Origin of the sequence: Ramlibacter montanisoli (genome assembly GCF_013087525.1) — a bacterium.
GTDB classification, from domain to species: Bacteria; Pseudomonadota; Gammaproteobacteria; order Burkholderiales; family Burkholderiaceae_C; genus Ramlibacter; species Ramlibacter montanisoli.
This window is the reverse complement of sequence record NZ_JABFCS010000001.1, coordinates 4,262,952-4,280,720: the sequence shown is the minus strand read 5'-3', so window position 1 is coordinate 4,280,720 and position 17,769 is coordinate 4,262,952. Positions and strand designations below refer to the sequence as shown.

The following is a 17,769-nucleotide window of genomic DNA, read 5'->3' as shown; positions in this document are numbered from 1 at the left end:
GAAGGAGAACGACCATGGCGTACAGCAGCATCCTCGGCGCGGACCAGGCACCCTCGCACCCCAGCGGCCGCGAGGCGGAACTGCTGGGCCCGAGCGACAACTCGGATTCGGGCAGCGACACCATCGGCACCGAAGAGGCGGACGCGGACAGCACCGATGCCGGCGGCACCGGCGACCGCGGCGTCGTGGCGGGACCCGACGCGCGCGAAGGCGCGGACATCATGCCGGACCGCATCGTGAACATGGCGGACGACGAAGGACTTGCGCAGACGGAGCTGGAAGACCTGGACATGACCGACCTGGACAGCGACACCGTGCAGGCGCAGGCCGACGGCGACGCCTCCGACGAAGAGCGCTGAGCGCCATGCCCCGTGGCACCACGCCCGCGCTTCCGGTGCGGGTGCGCACCGTGTTGCGCGACACCTTCGGCCTGACCCGGCTGCGGCCCGGGCAGGCCGCCGTCATCGAGCGCGTGCTCGCCGGCCAGGCCACGCTGGCGGTGATGCCCACCGGTGCCGGCAAGTCGCTGTGCTACCAGCTGCCGGCGCTGCTGCTGGAAGGGCGCACGGTGGTGGTGTCGCCGCTGATCGCGCTGATGAAGGACCAGTGCGAGTCGCTGCGGGCCCTGGGCATCGCCGCGGTGCAGGTGAACAGCGCGATCGACAGCGAAGAGGAACGCGCGGCCGAACAGGCCGTGGCCGACGGCAGCGCGAAGATCATCATGACCACGCCCGAGCGGCTGGCCGACCCGGGCTTCCAGGAGATGCTGCAGGCGCATCCCGTGGCGCTGCTCGCCGTGGACGAGGCGCATTGCATCTCGCACTGGGGCCACGATTTCCGCCCGGCCTTCCTCGAGATCGCGCATGCGCTGCCGCGCCTGGGCAAGCCCATCGTGCTGGCGCTGACCGCCACGGCCACGGACGACATCGCCGCCGACATCTGCAAGCAGCTCGGCATTCCCGAAAACGGCGTGGTGAACACCAGTTCCTACCGGCCCAACCTCGACCTGCGGGTGGTCGCGGTGGCCGATGAATCCGAGAAGCTGGCCCAGGTGCTCAAGCTGGTGGGCGCCACGCCCGGCAGCGGCATCGTCTACACCGCCACCGTCAAGGCGGCGCACGCCGTGCATGAGGCGCTCCAGGATGCGGGCGAGCCGGCGGGGCTGTACCACGGCAAGCTCTCCCCGCAGGAGCGCGGGGCCGCACAGGACGCCTTCATGGGCGGCCACTGCCGCGTGATGGTGGCGACCAACGCCTTCGGCCTCGGCATCGACAAGGCCGACATCCGCTTCGTGCTGCACTACCAGCTGCCGGCGACGCTGGAGTCCTATTACCAGGAAGCCGGCCGCGCCGGGCGCGACGGCGAGACGGCGAAATGCACCCTGCTGTTCCTGCGCGGCGACAAGGCGATCCAGCAGTTCTTCATGGCCGGGCGCTATCCGGGCGAGGAGGACGCGACCGCGATCGTGCAGGCGCTGCAGGACAAGCCGGCGGAAGCCGAGGCCTGGTCGCTGCCGCTGCTGCAGGCCAAAGTGGGCCGGCCGAAATCCAAGCTGCAGGTCGCGCTGGGCCTGCTGCGCAAGGACAGGATCGTCGCCATGGCCCGCGACGGCACCCTTCGCCTGCTGAAGACGGGCGCGTTCGGCGAACGCCTGCGCGAGCTCACCGAGGGCTACGGCAAGAAGCGCGACCTGGACCGCGAGGCGCTGGAGCGCATGGTCTTCTACGCGCAGACCGGCCAGTGCCGCTGGCGCGTGCTGCTGGAACACCTGGAGGACGGCTCGCCGCTCGAACGCTGCGAGCACTGCGACAACTGCCGGCGCATCAAGGCGCACGAGGCGGTGGTGGAGGACCTGCTGCGGCGCAATGGCGAGGTCGGGGACGACGCCGTGGTAGAGGAGGAAACCAGCGGCCCGACCGTGTTCACGCGCGGGGATCTGGTAGAGGTGCGGCGCTACGGGCGCGGGGTGGTGGAGGAAGCCAGCGGGACCCAGGTCACGGTGGTGTTCGCGGACCGCAGCCGCAGGAGTTTCCTGCCGGAGTTCGTGCGGCGGGCGAAGGCGCGCAGTGGGAAGGCGGGGGCGGTGGCTGCCGCGCCTTGAGTCGCGGTCGCCTCAGCGCAAGCTCACCGACATCTCCTTCCACCCCCGATCCGGCCAGCGCTGGAATGGTCCGAGCGCGGTCGCTTCGGCCGCCTGCCGCTGCGTCGCCAGCGAATCCAGGCTCACCACTTCATAGGTCCGGCGGTAACGTCCTTCCGCTCGCGCCTCGCGCGCCACCAGCACCTGCTGCCCGCCCGGCACCCAGCCGGCGAATTCGGCATAGCCGATGCCGGGCACCAGGCCTGCCGGGGGCACGATGTCGACGCTCCACTGCCCGCCGCGCTTGCGGAACACCCACAGCTCGCGCCAGCCGTCGACCGGCTGCACCGCCAGTGCCAGCGCATTGCCTTCGCGGTTGAGGCTGGCCGACTGCGGCACACCACCGCATAGGTGCAGCGGCGCGCCAGCGGGTTGCCGGCATCGTGCCTGGCATCCACCAGCAGCACGCAGGTCTCGCCGGGCTGGCCTGGCTGCGTCACGATGGAGGGCCGCTTCGGATCGGCCGGAGTGGACCGCGCCGGCATCGCCGCCCAGCGCGAGGCGTTCACGCGCATCGCGGCGTCGTTGTACGCGGCCTGGTCGTCCTCGGCGAGTTCGCCCTTTTGCACCGAGGCCAGCTCCGCGATCGCGCGCCCGGCCGCTGCCTGCGCGGGCTCGCCCAGCCGGGTGTGCTCGTAGGCCAGCGTGCTCCACACCGCCGCCCGCCGCAGCGCGACGCGGTTCTTCACGTGCCCCGGCAGGTCCTTGCCCTCCACGTGTTCCAGCACCTGCGCGCGCCAGAGGTTCCACTGGTGCCGCTGCAGGGGCTGCAGCGCCGGGTCGGCGCAATCCGGATTGGTCAGCGCCAGCGCTGCCCGCGCCTTCTGCTGCGGCTGCGCGGGCAGCGCCAGCACGCGCCGGAAGGCGTCGCCGTCGTAGCAGATGCGCATGCGGCCGTCGCGCTCGTAGCTCGCGAACTTCACGCCGTAGCGCGCCGCGACTTCTAGGTGCGCGGACAGCGCGGCCTGTGCCGGCTTGCCCGCCGCGCTGTCGCCGGAGGCGCGCTGCGCGAGACGGTCCGCGAAGCTGCCCAGCGCGTCGAGCGCTTCCGCACCCGCCGGTCCGCGCACCGCATCGGCGGGCGCCGCCTGCAGCCAGGCGGCCGCGACGCCTATGCCGAGCGACTCGGCGCCGGGCGCTTCGCGCAGGAAGCGCAGCACCGCCAGCGGGTCCGGTGCTTCACTGACGGCCAGGGTCGTACGCCGCACCTGGCTCGCCTTCACGTAGCCGCCACGCTCGCGCGCATGGTCCCAGACCTGCAGGTAGTCGAGCCGCTCGCCGCGCACCTCCAGCAGCTCGCCCTGCCACAGCTGCGCCTGCTGAGGCGCGGACTCGCGCGGCGCCGCGCGCAGCACCGCCTGGTCGGTGCTCACGAGCGCGCTGCCCAGCGTGGCCGCCGCGGCAGCCGCAAGGACGGTGGCCAGCATGTCAGTCCTCCTCGCGAGGCTTGGCCACCACGTGCTGCGGACCCTCGCGTCCCTGCGGCCCGCCACCGAGCAGGTTGGCCGCCAGGAAGCCGCCGCCGGAGCCGGGCGGGGCGATGATCACCTGCACCTTGTCGGAAAGTTTGTCGGCCAGCGTCTTCTGGATCAGGAGCGGATGGCGCGACAGCAGGCTGCCTTCGCGCGCCATCTGCTCCGCGTTGGCCTGCCCCACTTTCTCCATGCGGAAGGCCTCCGCCTCCGCGAGCTTCTTGCGCGCGTCGGCCTCGCCGTTCGCCTCGATGCGGCGCGCCTGGGCGTTGCCTTCGGCGATCTTCATGCGCGACTCCTTCTCCGCTTCGGCTTCCAGCCGGCGCTGCTCGATCTGCCGCTGCTTGAAGGGCAGCACGTGCTTCATCGCCTCTTCCTGCGCGCGGGCGGCGATCACCTGCTCGCGCGCGGCCGCTTCGGCGCGCACTTCGCGCCGCACCTTCTCGGCCGAGGCTTCCAGCTCGGTTTCCCTGACGCGCTTGTCCTTCAGTTCCAGCGTGTAGCGCATCTTCTGCGTCTCCAGCTCCTCGGCCAGCAGGCCTTCCATGCCGTAGTCGGCCGGCAGGTCCACCTTGCCGACCAGCACGCCCTTGAGCAGCACGCCGTCGGCGGCCAGGCGCGGGCGCAGGTCCGCGTCCAGCGTCTGCTGGATCTCGGCGCGCTTGGTGGAGAAGATCTCGCGCACGGTGTAGCGCGCGAACACCTTGTAGACCACGTTCTGCACGGCCGGCTCGACGAGCTCGGTGTCCACGTTGCCCGGCAGCGTGCGCGCCGTGTGCGCCAGGCGCGAGGGATCCAGTGCATAGCGCACCGTGAGGTCGATGCCCACCGACAGGCCTTCGACCGATTGCACCGGTGCGCTGCCGGCGGCATTGGCGAGCTGCGCGGGCTTGTAGGTGCGGTCGCGCATCGTGAACACCTGGGCCTCGTGCAGGCCCGGGATCACCAGGATGGAGCCTTCGCGCCACTGCACGACGTCGCCCGTGAGCACGTTGGTGCGCACGCCCATTTCGCCGGCGCCCACCGTGGCGATCGGCGGATGCGACAGCAGCACCCAGCCCGCGGCGCCGACCACGGCGGCAATGCCGACCGCGCGCCGCGCCTGCAGCACGCGGCCGAACACGCCGTCGGCATACAGCAGTTCCCCCTGCGCGGGACGGCGCAGCCTGCGGGCAAGACCGATGCGCAGGGCGCGGACGATGGAATTCAGGCGGGCCAGCATGGTGTTCTCCTCGTTCCTTCCCGCTTTCAGCAGCCGTGCGCCGGCAGTTCGGCGGTGGGCAGGTTCATGCCCGGCTTCGCCTTCGTGGACAGCAGCAGGTAGGTCGTGTTGTCCTCCACCTCCACCAGGAAGTCGGGCCGGTTGTCGCCGTCGAGGTCGGCGACGTCCACCACGCTGGTGCTCGCGCCCACCGGGGCCAGCACGTAGGTGTAGGTCTGGCCGCCGTAGCCGATGGCGTATTCGATGCCCACCGGCGTTTCCTCCACGCGGATGCTGAAACGGCTGGTGCCCAGGCTCAGCTCGTGGTCGCGGCCCAGGCGCGGCTGCGCCAGCACTTCCAGGTGGCGGTAGCTGGCACGCAGGCCGGTCTTCAGCGCGGTGCCGGGCAGGCGGAAGAACAGCGCGTTGGCCGGAACGGCGCCGGCCTCGACGGGCTGCACGGCGCGCACGTCGACGCCGCGCTCGCGCGGCTCCAGCCGGTACCAGCCATCGGCCGGCCAGGGACCGGTGCTGGCGGTGGTCACTTCCTCCTGCCAGGTCTGCGCATCGAGCAGCAGGCCCTGCTCGGGGCGGCTGCCGGCCCACAGCGACGCCGCGGCGACGGCTGCGGCGGCGACCAGCGCGAAGCGGGCCAGGGCGCGGGTGGTGGTGGTGCGGCTTGTCATCGTGCTTCTCCTTGGGTTGACGATGAAAGCGATTCTTCGCAGCGGCCCGCGAAGGAACAATGCGCCCGCGGGGCGGCTTCGTTCACGCCCCGGAAGAAATCTTCCGGGGCTGCGTCCGCAGCGCCATTCCATAATCCGCGCATGACCCGCGTCGCAGTGATCGAGGACGATGTGCCCACCAGCAACCAGCTGGCCGGCTGGATCCGCGCGGCGCGCCCGGGCATCGAGGTGCACCAGTGGTTCGACCGCGATGCCGCGGAAGCGGCGCTGGCGCGCGAGCAGTACGACGTGGTGCTGCTGGACATCGAATTGGGGCGCGAGCGCCACGCCGGCGTCGCCCTGATCAACGCCATCAACAAGCGGCGTGCCGGCGTGCCGGTGCTGGTGGTATCGGCCATGCCGGCGGCGATCTACCGCAGCATCATGAAGGCGCTGGACGCCTGGGACTACCTGCAGAAGACGACCTTCGAGGAAGCCGACTTCATCGAGACCTTCCTGGAGATCCTGCGGGTGGCGCGCGAGCGGCGCGCCGAGCAGGAGGCGCCACCAGCGGCCGCTGCGGCGGAGCTCTCCCTGATCCGCTGTGGCAGCGCACGCCGACCTGGCGCGGCGAGCGCATCAACCTACCGCTGACGGCGCAGCGCATCCTGGCCACCCTCTACCAGCGGCGCGGCGAAGTGGTGTCCTACGAGGACCTGTTCGACGTGGTCAAGAGCGGCCGCAACCGCGACAACGTGCGCAAGCACGTCAGCACGATCCGCGATGCCTTCCGCGAAGTGGACCCGTCCTTCGAAGGCATAGAGAACGTGCCGATGCGCGGCTTCCGCTGGGTGGACGGCGCGAGGAAGCCGCGCGCATGAAGCTGCCCGGGCTGGGCCTGCCGGACCTCGCGCTGTCCAGGCTGGAGGTGCCGCGGCTGGGCCTGGCCTCGTTCCGCCGCCGGATCCTGATCCGGCTGGTGTTCCTGCTGCTGGCGGTGGCGACGCTCGCCCTGGCCGCCGTGCTGCTGCAGGACGAGAAGGAGCGCAGCTACCGCAACTACCAGCAGGGCTTCCGCAAGGCGCAGGCCGAACTCATCACGCGCCTGCGCCAGCCCTCGGGCCAGCTCGCGCTGATGAATGCGGGCACCGCGCGCGAGCCGGTGCCGCTGCGGCCGCTCGTGCTGCCCTACCCCTCGCTGGACATCGACGACCCGGGCAAGGCGCAGCAGGCGGTGGACGTGGCCGGCTGCTCGGTCGTCTACCCGGACGACAGCGCGCTGTGCGTGGCCGTGGGCAGCAACGCCTATGCCGGCGGCTTCCTTTATCTCGTGGGCCACTTCACGGCGGGCGAACTGGCGGGCCGTGCCGATGGCGAGCTCGACCTGCAGTCCGTGCACCACGCGCGCATCCGCCTCGAGATGCGCGGCGAGCTGCGCACCTGGGTGGCGGTGTTCGAGCGGCTCTCGCTGCGCGGCGAGCCGCTGGTGCGCGGACGCTTCGCCGCCTTCACCAGCAACCGCGACGGCAGCCTGGACGCCGACACCCGGCCGGTGCGCGACTTCCGCGGCTGGCTGTGGCAAAGCGCGGCCTGCTCCGCGGGCGGCGAGCTGCCGGAGTGCCCGCGCCGCGTGTCCTATGCGCTGCGGCTGCCGCTGGAAGCCTTCCGCGAAGCGCTGTCCGCCGCGCGCCCGGAGTGGCCGCCGGCCGACCTGGACCGCATCCGCGTGCAGCTGCAGATGCTGCCGCCCGGCGCCGCCGCCCCCTGTTCGACAGCAACGCGCCCGGCGCGCTGCCGCCGGCCTCGCTGCAGGACCTGCAGCGCACGCTGCAGCCGGGCGAAGTGCTGACCATCACGCATGGCGGCCCGCGCCGCGGCCCGGTCGCGGAGCTCAAGGCGAGCGACGATGGCGCCGGCCGCAGCTCGCCGCTGATCCTGCGCGTGATCGACCAGCTGCCCGTGGCCACGCGGCCGCAGCCGGTGCAGGCGCGCGAGACCATCGCCACGCCCACCGGCAGCTTCGAAGTGCGGCTGGCCGGCGACGCGCGCGGCATCGACCGCAGCCTGGGCGTGATCGCCACGCGCATGTCCTGGTACGTGGCGGCCATGCTGGGCGCGATCGTGCTCGCCTGGCTGGTGATCGAGGTCGGCCTGATCCGCCGCATCGCGGTGCTGACGCGGCGCGCGGCCGCCGTCTCGTACAACGTGCAGATGGATGCCAGCGGCGATGCCCGCATCGGCCAGCTCGATGTCTCCGACCTGCGCGGGCGCGACGAGCTGGGCATCCTGGCCGGCGGCCTGGCCGACCTGCTGCAGCGCGTGAAGAGCGACGTGCAGCGCGAGCAGCTGCGCGCGCAACGCGAGCGCAACATGCTGCAGGCGGTGGGCCACGAGATCCTGTCGCCGCTGCAGTCGCTGATGGTGCTGCATCCGGATGCGGACGATCCGGCGCACCGCTACGTGCAGCGCATGCAGCAGGCCGTGCGCGTGCTGTACGGACAGGCCTCGCCGGGCGAAGCACTGGCGGCGGCGCAGCTGGAGCTCGCACCGCTGGACCTGGATGCCTTCCTGCGCGAGGTGGCGGCCAATGCGCAGTTCGCCGGCATCGGGGACGTGCGCTACGAGGGCCAGGCGCGGCCGGTCATGGTGCGCGCCGATGCCTTCTCGCTGGAAGACGTGGTGACGCACATCCTGCGCAACGCGCAGCGGCATCGCACGCCCGGCACGCCGATCGTGCTCACGCTGGACGTGCGCGAGCGTCAGGCCGTGGTCGGCATCCACAACCAGGGCCCGGCCATTCCCGAGGCGCTGCTGGAACGCATCTTCGACTATGGCGTCAGCGACGCGGCCGCGGCGGAACCGTCCGGCCGGCGCGGCCAGGGCCTGTTCGTCGCGCGCACCTACATGGCCAAGATGGGCGGGACCGTGCGGGCGCTCAACAGCGGCGACGGCGTGCGCTTCGAGCTCGGCTTCCCACTCGAGGGCTGAATCCGTCCTGCACCCGGGAGCGCGGGCCTGCGCTAGGCTTTTGCCATGGGAAAGCCCGGTTCGCTGCGCCACCTGCGCCTCGTTCTTGCGCTGCTGCTGGGCACGCTCGCCGCCTGCACGCCGCGGCAGGAAGCGCGGCCGCCGGCACCCCCACCCGCTCCTTCCGCGCCGGCACCGGCGCCCGCACCTGCGCCCGCTCTCCCCGCGGAGGTGCTGGCCGATCCGGAACGCGACGCGGTCCTGTTTGCGGCCTGGCGCGCGAAGCACGTGGCCGACGTCGACGCCTTCGAGCAGTTCCTGGTGGCGGAGCAGGTCGCCCAGGTGGTGCCCATGTACCAGCTGCTGCGCAGCGCCTCCATGTGGAAGGAGTGCCGGGCCGAGCCCTTCCAGCTGCCGCCCGCGCAGGCCTGGCCGACGGTGCGCGACCTGCTGGTGCTGCTGCGCGAACTCAAGAAGCGGCAGGTGCTCACCGGCTTCGAGGTCGTCTCCGCCTACCGTGACCCGCAGCTGAACCGCTGTGCCGGCGGGGCGCCGGGCAGCTCGCATGTGCGCTTCGCGGTCGACATCGCCCCGGTGCCCGAGGAGGAAGGACAGCGCCTGTGCCGCTTCTGGCGGGACGAGGGCCAGGCCTGGGACATGGGCATGAGCCGCTATCCGAGCGGCCGCATCCACATCGACCGCACCGCCTACCGGACCTGGGGCGCCAGCCACCGGCGGGGCAGCAGCTACTGCCTGCAGTGAGACGGAAAGGCCTGGAAGCCGAGTCTAGGGCGAATGCTTAAGGCGTCGTCCCTAACCGTTATCCCCTGATTCCCGACGGGCGGCCGGACTCGCGGCGCGGGCGGGCGTTGCATCCACGGGATGGCTGTTGCACTTTGTAGCAGTTGTCTCCTAAAGTGACACCACCCTTGCCGTTACCTCGGCGGGGCCACGTCACCAGGAGCCCGACACATGGCCAAGACCGCAATCCTTTCCTGCATCGCCGCCGCCGCGGTGCTGTCCGCCACCACGCTGCTGGCTTCGGACAGGGTACCGGCGCCCAGCGCGGACGACAAGTCGGCCTGGCGCCTGCCGGCCGTGCCGATGCCCAAGGACAACGTGAGCTCGCCCGCCCGGGTCGAACTGGGCCGCGCCCTGTTCTTCGATCCGCGCCTGTCCGGCAACGGGGCGAGTTCCTGCGCCACCTGCCACAACCCCTCGCTGGGCTGGTCGGACGGGCAGAAGACGGCCGTCGGCTTCGGCGGCGCCGTGCTCGGCCGCGCGACGCCCACGATCATCAATACCGCCTTCAACACGCAGTTCATGTGGGACGGCCGCAAGAAGTCGCTGGAAGACCAGGCCCTGGGCCCGATGAAGGCGCCCGACGAGATGAACAGCGACTTCCCGACCGTCATCGCGCGGCTGGGCAGCATGCCGGCGTACAAGGCCATGTTCGGCAAGGCCTACCCCGGCGAAGCGATCGGCGAGGAGACCATCGCCAAGGCGCTGGCCGCCTTCGAGCGCACGGTGATCTCGCGCAATGCGCCCTTCGACCGCTGGCTGGCCGGCGACACCAGGGCGCTCACGCCCGAGCAGCACCGCGGCTTCAGGGTCTTCACCGACCCGGCCAAGGGCAACTGCTCCTCGTGCCACAGCGGTCCCAACTTCACCGACAACGGCTTCCACAACATCGGCATCAAGAGCGCGGGCACGCCCGACCTGGGCCGCTTCAACATCCGCAAGGTCGCCTCGATGAAGGGCGCCTTCAAGACGCCGACGCTGCGCGACATCGAGCTGACCGCGCCCTACTTCCGCGACGGTTCCGCGGCGACGCTGCGCGAGGTCGTGGAGCACTACGCGCGCGGGCGGCGACGACCGCAGCAACCTCTCCGCCGACATGAAGCAGCTGACGCTGTCGGAGCAGGAGAAGTCGGACCTGGTCGCCTTCATGCGCTCGCTGACGGGCCAGCCCGTCGTCGTGGTCGCGCCCCAGCTTCCGCACTAGGCCGCAAAGCAGGCAGGCATGGCCAAGGCAGCAGTCATGGGCGCTCCTTTATCGCTCCCCCAGGTGTCGTACGACGCGAACCCGCAAGCGGCCGCCACGGCGCGTCGCTCGGGCCGCTCGGGCAGCCTGGTGGCCCGCTGGAAGCGTGAGCTGAGCTGGTTCGCCACCGGCATCACGCTGCTGGTGGTGGCGGTGGCAGCCGTGTCGGCCGCGGCCATGTGGCACGTGATCAACTCGGTGGCGCAGGCGGAAACGGTGAACGAGACCCGCTCGCGCGCCGCCGTCGAAGCGCGGCTCGCCGTGCTGGAAGTCGACCGCCTGCTGTCGCAGACGATGGCGGAGGAGGACGCGGCCCGCGTGCGCGCGGCCGCGGTGGCCTCCATCGCCGCCGCCTCCAAGCTGGAGGACGCGGTGACCGCCTTGCGCGCCGCCATGCCCCAGAGCACCGACGTCGGTCGCATGAGCCAACTGGTGGATGCGGTGAAGACGCCGCGCGTCAACGTGATCATGCTGGCCCGCAAGGGCGAGCGGGCGCAGGCCGCGGCCGCGCGCGAAGGCATCGTCGAACAGCTCAGGCAGATCGACGCCCTGTCCACCACCATCCTCGCCCGCGAAGGCGAGGCGCGGCTGCGCGCCACCGAGGAGCGTTCGCAGCTGTTCGAGCGCATGCTGTGGGGCCTGGTGCTCGCCGCCACGGTCAGCACCGCGGGTGGCGTGCTGTTCTACAAACGCCTGAAGCGCCGCTTCGCCCCGGTGGAGCAGCTGCTGGAGGAAGTGGCGCACAGCGCGCGCGAACTGGAAACCGGCGGCAGCCAGCTCGATGGCGTCAACGGCGACGTGCAGCAGGCCAACCAGCGCCTGCGCGAGCTGCTGGAACGCTGCCAGGACGCGATGCAGTCCATGCTGCAGGAAGCGCGCGTGTGCCTGGACGACGTGGACCAGCTCGGCGAGACCTGCAACGCATCGGCCGAGATGTCGCGCCAGCACGCCGGCGAGGCCGGCCTGGTGGCCGAGCAGATCCAGGGGACCACCGCGCGCCTGCACAAGCTGCTGGAAGCGACCACCGCGCTGGCCAAGAGCCGCAGCGACATCGCGCGCTTCGCCGACCAGATCGAGGTGATCTCCTCCACCACCCGCCTGCTGTCGCTCAACGCCGCGGTGGAAGCCGCCCGCGCAGGCGATGCGGGACGCGGCTTCTCGGTGATCGCGAGCTCCGTGCGCAGGCTGTCCGAAGACACGCAGCAGGCCGCCCTGCAGATCCGCCGCGCCAGCGAGGACATCACCCGCCAGCTCGGCGCCACCACCGCGGCGGTGCAGGAAACCAGCGTGCTGATGGACGAAGGGGCCGGCCGCATCGCCGCCCTCGATACCTCAGCGCGTTCCAACCAGTCGCTGGTGGACGGCATGCACAAGGAAGTGCAGGGCTTCCGCGAATCCTTCCAGCGCCAGGTCGATCGCGTCCAGTTCATGGACCGCGAATCGCAGGCGCTCGCCCATGCCCTCGCAGACGGCGAGCGCCACGCGCGCCTGCTCGACGAAACCTCCGCGTCCCTGTCGCAAACCTCCGCGGCGCTGACGCAACGCCTTTCCAACCTTCAGGCCTGACCTGAGCCATCCACGGGAGTCACCACCATGCGAACCATCCTGCCAGCCGCCGCCGCCCTGGCCATCCTCGTCTGCGGGCCCGCGCATGCGGCCGAGCACGTCGTCAGCCAGAAGGGCAAGGCCTTCTCGGTCAAGCGCCTGAACGTGAACCAGGGCGACAACGTCAAGTTCATCAACGACGACCCCTTCGCGCACAACATCTTCTCGCTCTCGGACGTGAAGAGCTTCGACCTCGGCTCCTACGGCCAGGGCCTGTCCAAGTCGGTCGTGATGGACAAGGCGGGGACGGTGGAAGTGGAGTGCGCGGTGCACCCCGACATGAAGCTGGTGATCGAGGTGAAGAAATGAAGAAATTCGCCCTGGCCGCCGGCCTGCTGCTGGCGATGCAGGCGCAGGGCCAGATCTCCGACGCCCATGCCCAGGTGGTCCAGGCCACCGCGACGCCGCTGCTGGCGCGCGACGGCCCGGACGCCGCGCACTTCCGCGGCAGCCTGGTGTTCTTCAACTACTGCGTGACCTGCCACGGCCCCAATGCCGACGGCAGCGGCCGCGCGGCCAAGTTGTACAACCCCAAGCCGGCCAACCTGCGCGAAAGCGACAAGAACGCGGCCTACATGCGGCTGATCATCCGCAGCGGCGGCAAGGCCGTGGCCCGTTCCGAGTACATGCCTCCGTGGGGCGAAGAACTGACGGACGAGCAGATCGGCGACGTGGTCGCCTACCTGCAGTCGATCAGTACGAAGAAGTGACGTGCTGCGGCTGCGCGGACGCACGGCGTCCGAGCAGCTGCTGCATGCCCTCGAACGCGTCCTGCATCGCGGCCATCAGGTCCGAGCCGTGCGCGCGGGTGGCGACCAGCGCCCCTTCGTCCAGCTCCGCCTGCACCTGCACTGCGTAGGCCGGCAGGCCCCAGGCGGATTGCGGCGGCTCCATGCTCACCTTCCACCCGCGCACCTGCCGGTGCGCCTCGTCGAGCGCGGTGATGCCGCCCAGCGCGGCGGCTTCGGCGCTCTCGCTGGAGAGCATGCCGATGAAACGCAGGTCGACGGGTTGGTTCATGTGGAGTCCTTGGTGGCAGGACTCCACGATGACGCAGCAGTTGCCCGGTCCAGTTGACAAATCTCAAGCGGCCCCGGCCCCTCGGGTTTCCCCTCAGTCGAAGTGCACTTCGGCGTGTTCGCCCATGCCGTCGGGACGGGTGCCGGTGGCCGCGGCCTTGCCCATCTTGAGCAGCTGCAGCAGCTTGTTCTCCTTGACGTTCCAGTACTCGGCCTCTTCGATCTTCACTTCCACCAGTTCCAGGTTCGGGTCGTCCACCCCGCCCGGGAACCAGGCCTTGGCCATCACGTTGAACAGCTTCTTCTTCTTCTGCATGTCCTGCGAGACGCGCGCCGTGCCGGTGACGGACACCCAGGTGTCCTTCTCGACGTTGGCATAGGCGAGGTTCACGTTGCCGTCCTGCTGCAGGCGCTGGCCGACCTCGCTGGAACGCGAGACGAAGAAATAGAGGCAGCCGTCCTCGCCGAGCTCCTTGTTCTGCGTGGTGAGGGGATGCGAGTGCAGCGTGCCGTCGGTGTGGCGGTGCGACAGCATGCAAAAGCGGGTGTCCTTGATCAGGCCCCAGAGGACCTGGTGTTGTTTGGTGTCGTTCATCCGTGCTCCTGTTCGGTGATGCTTCCATGCTCGCCGCACCCGGTGCCCGCGGCAGTCGGGTCCGGATGCTTCCGCCTGTGCGGGATCACCGACACGCCTTGTCCTAGCACAAGGTGGCTCTGCAGCGAACGAAAGCGGGACCGGGAAATCCTCGGTGGTGCCCGGCCGGGTTTGCCGCTCCAATGGCCGCAACAGGAGACCCGTCCATGCATCCCTTCATGCGCGCCGCCGCGGCGTTGCTGTGTTCCGCGATGGCCACGACCGCGATGGCCCAGGCACCCGCCGACTACCCGAAACAGCCCGTGCGCATCGTGGTGACCTTCCCGCCCGGCGGCAGCGCCGACGCGGTGGTGCGCATGCTGGTGCCGCGCCTCACCGAACGGCTGGGCCAGCAGGTCGTGGTGGACAACCGCCCGGGCGCCGGCGGCAACATCGGCCTGACGCTGGTGGCCAAGGCGCCGGCGGACGGCTACACGCTGGGCGTGGGCGCAGCCGGCGCGCTGTCGGCCAACAGCAGCCTGTATGCACAGATGCCCTTCGACCCGGTCAAGGACTTCAAGCCGGTGACCATGCTGGCAGCGATTCCCTTCGTGATCATCGGCCACCCCGGGCTGCAGGCGAAGTCGCAGCAGGAGCTGATCGCGCTGGCGAAGGCGCAGCCCGGCAAGCTTTCGATCGCGCACGGCGGCAACGGCACCGCCATGCACCTCTCGGCCGCGCTGTTCTCGCAGATGGCGGACGTGAAGCTGGTGGAAGTCCCGTACAAGGGCTCCGGCCCGGCGGCGCTCGACGTGCTGGCAGGCAACGTGCCGCTGGCCGTGGTCGACCTGCCCTCCGCCCTGCAGCACATCAAGGCCGGCAAGCTGGTCGCGTACGCGGTGACCAGCCCGCAGCGGCTGCCGCAGCTGCCCGACGTGCCCACGGCCTCCGAAGGCGGCCTCACCGGCTACGACTCCACCGGCTGGTTCGGCGTGGTGGCGCCGGCCGCACGCCGCAGGCCGTGGTGAACCGCCTGAACGCGGAGATCACCGCCGCGCTCAACGACGAACAGATCAGGACCAGCATGCGCAACCTCGGCGTCGAGCCGGCGCCGACGCGGCCGGAAGTGTTCGAAGCCTACATCCGCGCCGAAACCGCCAAGTGGGGCAAGGTGATCCGGCAGGCGAGCATCAAGATCGACCAGTGAGTTCGCGCGCCCTGGACACCGACGTCCTGGTGGTGGGCGCCGGGCCGGTGGGCCTGACGCTCGCGATGGACCTCGCCGCCCGCGGCGTGCAGGTGGCGATCGCCGAGATCCGCCGCTACGCCGAGCCGCCCAACGTCAAGTGCAACCACGTGGCCGCGCGCACCATGGAGCGCTTCCGGCGGCTGGGCGTGGCGCACAAGCTGCGCGACGCCGGCCTGCCCGCGGACTACCCGAACGACGTGGTGTTCCGCACCAGCCTGTGCGGCATCGAGCTCACGCGCATCCCGATTCCCTGCCGCGCCGAGCGCTACACCGCGCGCGAGGGCCCGGACACCTGGTGGCCCACGCCCGAGCCGCCGCACCGCATCAACCAGCTGTTCCTCGAGCCCATCCTGCTGGAACACACGGCGAAGCTGCCCGGCGTCACCTTGTGGAACCGCACGCAGGTCACCGGCTTCACGCAGCACGAGCACGTGGTCGAAGCGACCCTGCTGGACCTGGACACGCGGCAGGAGCGGCGGGTGCGCTGCCGGTATCTGGTGGGCTGCGACGGCGGCAGCTCGATGGTGCGCAAGGCGATCGGCGCGAAGCTGGAAGGCACGCCGGTGATCCAGCGCGTGCAGTCGACTCATATTCGCGCACCGGGCCTGCGCGCGCTGCTGCCCGGCAAGCCGGCGTGGTCCTATTACGCGGTCAACCCGCGCCGCTGCGGCACGGTGTTCGCCATCGACGGCCACGAGACCTGGCTGGTCCACAACCACCTGAACCCCGACGAACCCGAATTCGATTCCGTGGACCGCGACTGGGCGATCCGCCAGATCCTGGGCGTCGGCGCGGACTTCGCGTACGAGGTGATCACGAAGGAGGACTGGGTCGGGCGCCGCCTGGTCGCCGACCGCTTCCGCGACCGCAACGTGTTCATCGCCGGTGATGCGGCGCACCTGTGGGTGCCCTATGCCGGCTACGGCATGAATGCCGGCATCGCCGATGCGCTCAACCTCTCGTGGCTGCTGGCCGCGCGCGTGCAGGGCTGGGGCGCGGAGGCCATCCTCACCGCCTACGAGGCCGAGCGCCAGCCGATCACCATGCAGGTGTCGAACTTCGCGATGGACCACGCCGCCAAGATGATCAGGGCGCGGCGCGCGGTGCCTGCCAACGTCGAGGCGCAGGACGCGGACGGCGAGCGTGCGCGCGAAGAGTTGGGCCGCGAAGCCTATGCGCTGAACGTGCAGCAGTTCTGCTGCGCGGGCCTGAACTTCGGCTACTACTACGAGGGCTCGCCCATCATCGCCTCGGACGGCGAGGCGCCGCCGCCCTACACCATGGGCGACTTCACGCCCTCCACGGTGCCCGGTTGCCGGGCACCGCACTTCTGGCTGGCCGACGGCCGCTCGCTGTACGACGCCTTCGGCCAGGGCTACACGCTGCTGCGACTGGACGAAGGCGTGGACGTGGCGCCGCTGCTCGCAGCGGCGCGCGAACGCCGGATGCCGCTGTCCGTGGTGGACGTGGCGGGGGCGCAAGTGCCGGCCGCATACCGCCACAAGCTGCTGATCTGCCGCGACGACCAGCACGTCGCGTGGCGCGGGGATGCGATTCCCGCCGATCCGCTGGCTCTGCTGGACCGCCTGCGAGGCGCCTGAAGCCCACGGCCGGGCTTGCCTCGCTCATCCACGGCAGCGCGCGCCCTGCCTCGTCGTTTACATGCCGTACAGCTGGATGCCCGCTCCCGCTGGGTCAGCGGACAGGTCCTGAGGCATGCGCCAAACACTCCCCGGCATAGGACGTTTCCTATGCAGCCTCGGCGGCGCGCGCGCCTTTGAATCGGAACCCGCCGAGGCTGCAATTCAGCAAGCGCTGATCGCCGGAACCCGGTCCCTGCACGATAGTGAAGACACAGAAAGGGCGATGCCCTTCACCGCAGGAGAATCGAAATGACCGAATCCAGCACCAGCGCCTACCAACTCCGCTTCCAATCGCTGTTCCACAGCGGCCGCGGTTTTGCGTTCCCGTGCGACCCGACGGGCCACGTCGACCTGGACGGCATGAGCGAGCGCGCGCGCAACAACTACTTCTACGCCCGTGCCATGGTCGGCCGCGAGCTGTCGGCTCCCGCCGTCGAAGCCTCCGCGCTGCACTGATTTCCCGGGAGGGGCAAGATGCGGGCGTGACCGCCCGCGCGCTGCCCCTCACCCTCTCCCTGCCGGCCGGCGGAACCGTCTCCGCCCTGCTCGACACCCCCTCCGCTCCCCAAGCCTGCTACGTCTTCGCCCATGGCGCCGGGGCGGGCATGCAGCACGCATTCATGGGCTTGCTGGCCCACGCACTGGTCGGCCGCGGCATCGCCACGCTGCGCTTCCAGTTCCCCTTCATGGAAGCCGGCACCCGCCGGCCCGATCCACCGGCGGTCGCGCAGGCCGCCGTGCGCGCGGCCGTCGACGAGGCCGCGCGGCGGCTGCCCGGCGTGCCCCTGTTCGCGGGCGGCAAGTCCTTCGGCGGCCGCATGAGCTCGCAGGCCCAGGCGACGCAAGCGCTGCCGCGCGTGGCCGGCCTGGTGTTCGTCGGCTTCCCGCTGCACCCTGCCGGCAAGCCGTCGACCTCGCGCGCGGACCACCTCGCCGAGGTGCGATTGCCCATGCTGTTCCTGCAAGGCACGCGCGACGCGCTGGCCGAGATGGACCTGGTGCGCGCCGTGGTGCCGCCGCTGGGCGAACGCGCCACCCTGCACGTGGTCGAGGGCGCGGACCACGCCTTCCATGTGCTGGCGCGCTCGGGGCGCAGCGATGGCGAAGTGATCGAGGAGCTGGCGGACGCGATCGCCGCCTGGGTGCGTGCCCTGCAGTCGCCCTGAGCGGGGCCACGGGCAGCGGGCCGC

At 70.8% G+C, this 17,769-nt stretch carries 20 protein-coding genes and 1 pseudogene; 16 read left to right on the top strand and 5 right to left on the bottom strand.

Annotation, left to right across the window (positions count from 1 at the left end; translation table 11 throughout):
• Nucleotides 1-14: 14 nt before the first annotated feature.
• Together HK415_RS21290 and HK415_RS21285 are read left to right on the top strand one after the other, a co-directional pair.
• Nucleotides 15-359: a hypothetical protein gene (locus HK415_RS21290; protein ID WP_171562718.1), complete on the top strand. Its 345-nt coding sequence runs from the start codon at nucleotides 15-17 to the stop codon at nucleotides 357-359.
• Nucleotides 360-364: 5 nt separating this feature from the next.
• Entirely contained in the window at nucleotides 365-2,101 is a 1,737-nt protein-coding gene (locus HK415_RS21285; RefSeq protein ID WP_171562716.1) for a RecQ family ATP-dependent DNA helicase, read from the top strand.
• A 12-nt stretch (nucleotides 2,102-2,113) separates the two neighbouring features.
• On the opposite strand, the pseudogene HK415_RS21280 reads toward HK415_RS21285, so the two are convergent.
• The 3 genes and pseudogenes from HK415_RS21280 to HK415_RS21270 all read right to left on the bottom strand — a co-directional run bounded on the left by HK415_RS21280 (nucleotide 2,114) and on the right by HK415_RS21270 (nucleotide 5,499).
• A pseudogene (locus tag HK415_RS21280) lies at nucleotides 2,114-3,567 on the bottom strand (SH3 domain-containing protein).
• A gap of 1 nt (nucleotide 3,568) precedes the next feature.
• On the bottom strand, nucleotides 3,569-4,834 hold the full coding sequence (locus HK415_RS21275) for an SPFH domain-containing protein (RefSeq protein ID WP_171562714.1): 1,266 nt from the start codon (nucleotides 4,832-4,834) through the stop codon (nucleotides 3,569-3,571).
• A gap of 26 nt (nucleotides 4,835-4,860) precedes the next feature.
• On the bottom strand, nucleotides 4,861-5,499 hold the full coding sequence (locus HK415_RS21270; RefSeq protein ID WP_171562712.1) for a hypothetical protein: 639 nt from the start codon (nucleotides 5,497-5,499) through the stop codon (nucleotides 4,861-4,863).
• Nucleotides 5,500-5,640: 141 nt separating this feature from the next.
• Between HK415_RS21270 and HK415_RS21265 the strand changes: the two genes are divergently transcribed.
• From HK415_RS21265 to HK415_RS21235, 9 genes are all read left to right on the top strand, one after another.
• Complete coding sequence (locus tag HK415_RS21265; protein ID WP_373684626.1) at nucleotides 5,641-6,132, top strand: response regulator; 492 nt, start codon at nucleotides 5,641-5,643, stop codon at nucleotides 6,130-6,132.
• Nucleotides 6,081-6,359: a winged helix-turn-helix domain-containing protein gene (locus HK415_RS27315; protein WP_373684665.1), complete on the top strand. Its 279-nt coding sequence runs from the start codon at nucleotides 6,081-6,083 to the stop codon at nucleotides 6,357-6,359. Before HK415_RS21265 ends, HK415_RS27315 begins: the two co-directional genes overlap by 52 nt.
• Entirely contained in the window at nucleotides 6,356-7,327 is a 972-nt protein-coding gene (locus HK415_RS26665) for a hypothetical protein (protein ID WP_309246781.1), read from the top strand. The genes HK415_RS27315 and HK415_RS26665 overlap by 4 nt, the downstream gene beginning before the upstream one ends.
• A 236-nt stretch (nucleotides 7,328-7,563) precedes the next feature.
• Complete coding sequence (locus HK415_RS26660; RefSeq protein WP_309246866.1) at nucleotides 7,564-8,466, top strand: sensor histidine kinase; 903 nt, start codon at nucleotides 7,564-7,566, stop codon at nucleotides 8,464-8,466.
• 45 nt (nucleotides 8,467-8,511) lie between these two features.
• Nucleotides 8,512-9,207 (top strand): D-Ala-D-Ala carboxypeptidase family metallohydrolase, encoded by a 696-nt coding sequence (locus tag HK415_RS21255; protein ID WP_171562710.1) that lies wholly within the window; start codon nucleotides 8,512-8,514, stop codon nucleotides 9,205-9,207.
• A gap of 210 nt (nucleotides 9,208-9,417) precedes the next feature.
• On the top strand, nucleotides 9,418-10,599 hold the full coding sequence (locus tag HK415_RS21250; RefSeq protein ID WP_216369851.1) for a cytochrome-c peroxidase: 1,182 nt from the start codon (nucleotides 9,418-9,420) through the stop codon (nucleotides 10,597-10,599).
• Nucleotides 10,514-12,055 carry a methyl-accepting chemotaxis protein gene (locus HK415_RS26655; RefSeq protein WP_171562708.1) on the top strand — a complete coding sequence of 514 codons (1,542 nt, stop codon included), beginning with the start codon at nucleotides 10,514-10,516 and terminating at the stop codon, nucleotides 12,053-12,055. Before HK415_RS21250 ends, HK415_RS26655 begins: the two co-directional genes overlap by 86 nt.
• A 27-nt stretch (nucleotides 12,056-12,082) precedes the next feature.
• Nucleotides 12,083-12,403 (top strand): cupredoxin domain-containing protein, encoded by a 321-nt coding sequence (locus tag HK415_RS21240; protein WP_171562706.1) that lies wholly within the window; start codon nucleotides 12,083-12,085, stop codon nucleotides 12,401-12,403.
• Nucleotides 12,400-12,804, top strand: a complete 405-nt coding sequence (locus HK415_RS21235; RefSeq protein WP_216369850.1) for a c-type cytochrome — start codon at nucleotides 12,400-12,402, stop codon at nucleotides 12,802-12,804. The genes HK415_RS21240 and HK415_RS21235 overlap by 4 nt, the downstream gene beginning before the upstream one ends.
• Here the strand turns inward: HK415_RS21235 and HK415_RS21230 are convergent.
• Both HK415_RS21230 and HK415_RS21225 read right to left on the bottom strand, forming a co-directional pair.
• Nucleotides 12,788-13,114 carry a hypothetical protein gene (locus tag HK415_RS21230; RefSeq protein WP_171562705.1) on the bottom strand — a complete coding sequence of 109 codons (327 nt, stop codon included), beginning with the start codon at nucleotides 13,112-13,114 and terminating at the stop codon, nucleotides 12,788-12,790. The two genes, HK415_RS21235 and HK415_RS21230, sit on opposite strands and share 17 nt — an antisense overlap.
• Before the next feature lie 93 nt (nucleotides 13,115-13,207).
• Nucleotides 13,208-13,708 carry a pyridoxamine 5'-phosphate oxidase family protein gene (locus HK415_RS21225; RefSeq protein ID WP_171562703.1) on the bottom strand — a complete coding sequence of 167 codons (501 nt, stop codon included), beginning with the start codon at nucleotides 13,706-13,708 and terminating at the stop codon, nucleotides 13,208-13,210.
• A 206-nt stretch (nucleotides 13,709-13,914) separates the two neighbouring features.
• Here HK415_RS21225 and HK415_RS21220 point away from each other — a divergent pair, with 206 nt between their 5' ends.
• From HK415_RS21220 to HK415_RS21205, 5 genes are all read left to right on the top strand, one after another.
• On the top strand, nucleotides 13,915-14,715 hold the full coding sequence (locus tag HK415_RS21220; protein WP_253261980.1) for a Bug family tripartite tricarboxylate transporter substrate binding protein: 801 nt from the start codon (nucleotides 13,915-13,917) through the stop codon (nucleotides 14,713-14,715).
• Complete coding sequence (locus HK415_RS25670; RefSeq protein WP_309246780.1) at nucleotides 14,712-14,894, top strand: tripartite tricarboxylate transporter substrate-binding protein; 183 nt, start codon at nucleotides 14,712-14,714, stop codon at nucleotides 14,892-14,894. The genes HK415_RS21220 and HK415_RS25670 overlap by 4 nt, the downstream gene beginning before the upstream one ends.
• Complete coding sequence (locus HK415_RS21215) at nucleotides 14,891-16,537, top strand: FAD-dependent oxidoreductase (RefSeq protein WP_309246779.1); 1,647 nt, start codon at nucleotides 14,891-14,893, stop codon at nucleotides 16,535-16,537. Before HK415_RS25670 ends, HK415_RS21215 begins: the two co-directional genes overlap by 4 nt.
• 291 nt (nucleotides 16,538-16,828) lie before the next feature.
• A complete protein-coding gene (locus HK415_RS21210; RefSeq protein WP_171562701.1) occupies nucleotides 16,829-17,035 on the top strand; it encodes a hypothetical protein in 207 nt (68 codons plus the stop codon).
• Between the two features lie 26 nt (nucleotides 17,036-17,061).
• Nucleotides 17,062-17,745, top strand: coding sequence for an alpha/beta hydrolase family protein (locus HK415_RS21205; RefSeq protein ID WP_171562699.1), 684 nt, complete (start codon nucleotides 17,062-17,064; stop codon nucleotides 17,743-17,745).
• The last annotated feature ends 24 nt before the right edge of the window (nucleotides 17,746-17,769 follow it).